Here is a 5318-nt window from a genome sequence, read left to right as displayed (position 1 = left end):
GGGTGGGGGTGGAGGTGGATTGAGAATTAGGTTAATTTCGGCTAACCGTTCTAATATAGCGGTGGTATTGGGGGGACGTTGATTTGCGGTGCGCATCATCAACTTATCGATAAAATCTAGTAAATCTGGCAATATATGATTAGATGTATGACTCCGCCAAACCAACTCATCATTCAGGGCATCATACATTGCCGGATGACTTGGCGCTTTCCCAGTGAGTAAGAAAACGAAAGTACGCCCTAAAGCAAAAAAGTCCGATTGGGGTACTGCATGAAAGTTTATCTGTTCTGGCGGCGTAAATCCAGCGGAGGCAATCCCGGTAATATTCCCCAGCCCTTGTTTTATATTATAAGTAGCGGTAACTTCCCGTACTGTGCCAAAATCTATCAAAACCAATTGCCCATTGGGTTGGAGAATGATATTGGAAGGCTTGATATCGCGATGGAAAAAGTTCTGACTGTGAACTTCATGGAGAATTTCGGTAAGCTGAAGTAACCAGTCTAGCGCTAGCCTTTGATCTATAGGTTGATTTTGCCGCTGTTGCTGATAGTCTTCCAAATCCATCCCCTGAATCTGTGCCATTACCAAAAAGTGCCAGATAATTTGGCTATTTCTGGCAGAGAAAGTAAAATAGCCATCTCCCCTGGGAATACCGGGATGGTTTAACTGACTTAAAACTCGCGCTTCTTGCTGAAAGAGGGTAACGGCTTTGGGGATAGGATTAATGAGGAGTTTGAGAACTTTCGCTTTCCCATTATGACTCACCAGATATGTTCGACCAAAACCACCCTTGCCGCTAAGTAAGCGAATTATCTGATAGCGCCCCGCCAATAGTAAATCCCAGCCACAAGCTTGGCAGAATATTTCGGTATCAGGATTTTGGGGTTTGGGGCAGTGGGGATTAATGCAGAGACTCATTGCTACTGCGAGTTATGGGGTCTGTAGAATAGTTTAGCTTATTGCTGGGGGAAGGGGAAAGGGATCTCAGTTAGTAGTAGGCGATTCATCGCCTATCATCAGCAGTTAGTAGTATGCGATTCATCGCCTATCATCAGCAGTTAGTAGTAGGCGATTCATCGCCTATCATCAGCGATAAATCGCTTACTACGAACGGTCGCATCAAAAATGCTAAAATGATTATCAGAAAATACAGTAACTTTAACCAAAAACACTATGAGATTTATCAGCCCTAAAACCGACTTTGCCTTTAAAAAAATATTCGCATCAGAAGATAGCCCAGACATTCTGATTAGCTTCCTCAACGCCTTAATTTACGATAACCAAAACACCATCCAATCCATAGATGACTTGGTTGAGTTAAGGACTGTTTTTCTATTGATGTTAACTGTTTCGATTACCTAATTTTCCTTCGATCCCCCCTAGCCCCCTTTTTAAGCAGGGCTGTTTCATTCTCGGTTGAAAAATTGGGGATCTCTTGAGCAGGGGGGGAAGGGGAGAATGAGCGTTTTTAGTAATAATTAGTAGATTGTAGGGTGCGTTACGCTTCGCTAACGCACCTAGGCGACCTCCATTATGTAGTACAATATACTTGTGCCTGTAACATAAAATTACGATAACAAAAGAATAGAATGTCAAAGCCAAAGTCTCCAAAAACCAAAATGGCGACAATCCGGGATGTCTACGATCGCATTTTATGGGATAATCGTTTAGCTCGTCGTGCCTTTAGCTTGGGATTTAGCGATCGCATTTCTGGTAATATCCGGGAAAAACCTTTGTCAGAATGGGCGGTAGATGGTGATATTCCCTGGCATCGGATTCGTTATGTTAAATGTGGGGAAACCATTGTTTGGGATCGCGATCGCCTGATAGACTTGTTTTCTAGTGGAGAATTACCAGGAGCCGCATGGGTTGTGGCAACGGGAAACGAGGAATTGGGCAATCAGCAAGAGCAAATTTCCCCTCAAGTCTTACCTCCGACTTCTGTGACTGACTTCCAGACTAGAGCTATTTACCAATATAATCAGGAAAATTGGCAACCGATTGATAATGCCTTAGAGTCGGTGACGATAACGAGATTAAAAATAGCCAGTTTTAACGTACTATCAGATCGCTACGAGTCAGAGCGTACCCAGACAGCCAAGCGAATTCCGGTAATTATAGAACATCTGCGTCAGTGCGATGCCGATATTATCGCGCTCCAAGAAGTAACACCGCGCCTATTGGAAATATTATTAGCTGAGGATTGGGTAAAATTTTATAATATATCCGAATCTCCGAAAGGCGAGACACTGGAATGGCATGGTTTATTACTGCTATCGCGATTACCGCTTATTTTGGTGGAATATCGCTACTCGCAACGGAAGCGAGTACTAGTGGGAAAGTGGTTACTGAATGGGAAACCGCTAAATGTCGCCGTTGTCCATTTTACCAGCGATTACAATAAAAATGCGATCGCCGTGAGATCTAAGCAACTTGCCATCTTGCTGGAATATCTGAAGACACAGCCTGGAGATTCCCTGATTATCGGCGATTTTAATCTAAAAGGGAACGAACAAGCAGAAATATTAACCCAAAACAATTTTATTGATATTTGGCAAACACTCCATCCCGACGACGCAGGTGATACTTTCGATATCCAGCGAAACCCACTTGCGGCGATGATGAGCTTAACTGGTTTATCCGCCAGATTAGATCGGATGATGCTAAAAAGTCAAGAGCCAGACTGGATATCTCATCAAATTGAATTATTTGCCTGTGAAGCCATACCAGATACAGAAGGTAAAATTTATCCATCAGATCATTTTGGCATCCTAACTCGGTTAGAATCCATCACATCCTTACAAACCATCCCACCCATCTATCAAAGCGCCCTGGTCATCATCCCACCAGATGAAATATTACCAGAAATCCAGACAATTAGGCGGATTTGCGATCGCCAATTTCATCGATGGATGCCCCATATCAATATATTGTATGGTTTTCTGCCAGAGGCATATTTTCCACAAGTAGCAGCAGCCATCGCCCAAAAACTGACAAAATTACAACCATTTACAATAACTCTATCAAAAATCGAAACCTTCACCCACCATACTAGCTGTACAGCCTGGTTAAATCCAATTCCGCAACCTCCCGACGCACTTCATCAATTACAAACCATACTCCAACAACTATTTCCCCAATGTAACCAACAAAGTACCAGATCGCATAACGGATTCACACCCCATTTAACTATAGGTCAATTTCCCACAACCAAAGAAGCCCAAACCCAACTTCCCCAATGGCAGCCCATAAACTTCAAAGTAGACTCCATCTACCTAATTAGCCGCCGCCATGATGAACCATTTAAAATTAGATACAGCATACCTTTAAAACAGGAAAACCAGTCAGAAACTCTAATTAAAAATCCCCCAGAAGAAGCATCTTGCCCGTCACTTATCCAAATAATAAATAAGATCGAACCCAAACTAAATCAACAACAGCAAGAAAAACGAGAATTAATCGAATCCTTAATCGCCCAAGCCTGTAGAGAATGTTTAGGATACCCACCATTATTATACCAAATGGGTTCAGCACGTCTAGGCGTAGAAAGTACCCAAAGCGATTTAGATCTTATTTGTATTATCAATACCCCTTTAGCAGGGGAAAACTTTCTTAAAGAGGTACAAGAGAGATTAGAAGGATTGTGCGATCGCGCCCAACTAGTAAAATCGGCAATAGTACCAGTATTGAGAATGGAAATAGAAGGAGTTAATGTTGATTTACTTTCTGCCCAAACCCTAGCAAATTATGATAAAATTACGCCTTTATCAGGAGCCGCTAGACCATTTTTTGATAATATAAGTTGGGCTGGAGTAGTAGGTTGTTTGGAAGTGGATTTAATGATGGATATAGTAAGTAAATATATCCCATTAGAGTTATTTCAAGATTTAGTACGGGCTGTGCGGGCGTGGGCAAAAGCACGTCAAATCCACGGTAATAGTTGGGGATTTTTAGGTAATTTTTCTTGGGCTTTGCTGACAGCTTGGAGTTGTATAAACCTAACCCCCCCTGCCCCCCTTCCCTGGCAGGGAAGGGGGGAGAATTTATCTTCTCTCATCTACTCCCCTCTCCGCACTGGGCTTCGCCCCGCTATGCTAACGTGCCGCTTCGCTAATGCAGGAGAGGGGTTGGGGGAGAGGTCAAATATTGATATATTACTAGCCAATTTCTTCCAAATCCTCAGTCAACACGATTGGCATCAACCGATAGCATTAACAGAAGTAGGAAGACAGTATCGATTGAAAAAGTCACGGGAATACTTACCAATCATTACCTCTATCGAACCATGTCAAAATAGTACCAGGAATGTGACTAAATCAACAGCAGAAATATTGCGGAGAGAATTTGAACGTGGGGCAAAGATTGCCAAACAAGTATTGGAGGGTAAGACGAATTGGTTACCCCTGTTTGAGCCTATTGATTTAGCCGAAGAATCGGATTTATTTTTAGTATTAACTGTAACTAGCGAAGATAACGATAATTTAGAGAAATCCAGGGGATGGCTAAAAGGGCATATTATTGGATTAGCGATTAATTTAGAGCAAAAACTCAATATCAATGCGAGAATCTGGAATAAAAGTCAGGCATGGACAAATCTAGATTGTATCGCAGTCAATTTAACAGGTTATGTAGATGAAGATTATCCAGTAATAACAGAAATTGGCAATGAGTTTATAACTCAGTTCAATACTGATAATTATAATAGTAGTATCTTAAAGATCGAGTTGTGCGATGGCAACGCCAGCCTTTGGCATCGCGCTTACTTAATTGTATGATTATCAAAGGGAAATGACAGCCACACCCTGAACCAGATACCAACTTATACAGGAATAATACTACCTAAACCTAATATGACCAATTCAACACCCACACCCAACTCAGAAACCAAACCCGCTAACAGCCAAGAGACATCACCAACACCCTTACGCTGCTTGACTTCAGCCCTAATTGCTGGCTCCTTCGCAACAGCTTGCTACTACCTCACCGCCAGCATTGCCCAAAACTTTGCCAGTAAACCCCTCCCCGCCGCCAACGTGACAGCGATGAAAATTGCGATCGCGGTCCGTACACTGGTAGTAGGTATGAGTACTCTTGCCACTTTTGTCTTTAGTTTTGTAGCTGTTGGGTTGGTGGCTTTAGCTATTCAAATTTCAATTCAACAGTTCAAAAACCGCACAACACCACCTGCAGAAAACTAAATTTAGTAAAATTGGATAGATTAACAATATCTGATACTTTATTAGGACAAAAGTAACTAAAATAGTCAACAAACTAAATTTCAGGTATCTGAAGTATAATTCAATCTAAACAGGGCTAAT

At 42.0% G+C, this 5318-nt stretch carries 3 protein-coding genes and 1 pseudogene; 3 read left to right on the top strand and 1 reads right to left on the bottom strand.

Going from position 1 to position 5318, the window contains the following annotated elements:
* Positions 1-918 (bottom strand): serine/threonine protein kinase (locus NJ959_RS25110; RefSeq protein ID WP_254014488.1); only part of this gene is annotated, 918 nt, incomplete at its 3' end.
* Between the two features lie 255 nt (positions 919-1173).
* On the opposite strand from NJ959_RS25110, the pseudogene NJ959_RS25105 reads away from it, so the two are divergent.
* The 3 genes and pseudogenes from NJ959_RS25105 to NJ959_RS25095 all read left to right on the top strand — a co-directional run.
* Positions 1174-1305 (top strand): annotated as a pseudogene (locus NJ959_RS25105) (PD-(D/E)XK nuclease family transposase); the annotation flags it as partial.
* A gap of 284 nt (positions 1306-1589) precedes the next feature.
* A complete protein-coding gene (locus NJ959_RS25100; protein WP_254014487.1) occupies positions 1590-4775 on the top strand; it encodes a poly(A) polymerase in 3186 nt (1061 codons plus the stop codon).
* Positions 4776-4850: 75 nt separating this feature from the next.
* On the top strand, positions 4851-5198 hold the full coding sequence (locus tag NJ959_RS25095; RefSeq protein WP_254014486.1) for a DUF3082 domain-containing protein: 348 nt from the start codon (positions 4851-4853) through the stop codon (positions 5196-5198).
* Positions 5199-5318: the final 120 nt, after the last annotated feature.

It is taken from the genome of Limnofasciculus baicalensis BBK-W-15 (genome assembly GCF_024178385.1).
GTDB classification, from domain to species: domain Bacteria; phylum Cyanobacteriota; class Cyanobacteriia; order Cyanobacteriales; family Coleofasciculaceae; genus Limnofasciculus; species Limnofasciculus baicalensis.
Note: the sequence above shows the minus strand (reverse complement) of the source record. Positions and strands in the feature narration are given on the sequence as shown.

Excerpts from the sequence above, each read along its gene's own strand:
- NJ959_RS25100 (WP_254014487.1), top strand. The coding sequence starts at position 1,590 with ATGTCAAAGCCAAAGTCTCCAAAAACCAAAATGGCGACAATCCGGGAT.
- NJ959_RS25095 (WP_254014486.1), top strand. The coding sequence starts at position 4,851 with ATGACCAATTCAACACCCACACCCAACTCAGAAACCAAACCCGCTAAC.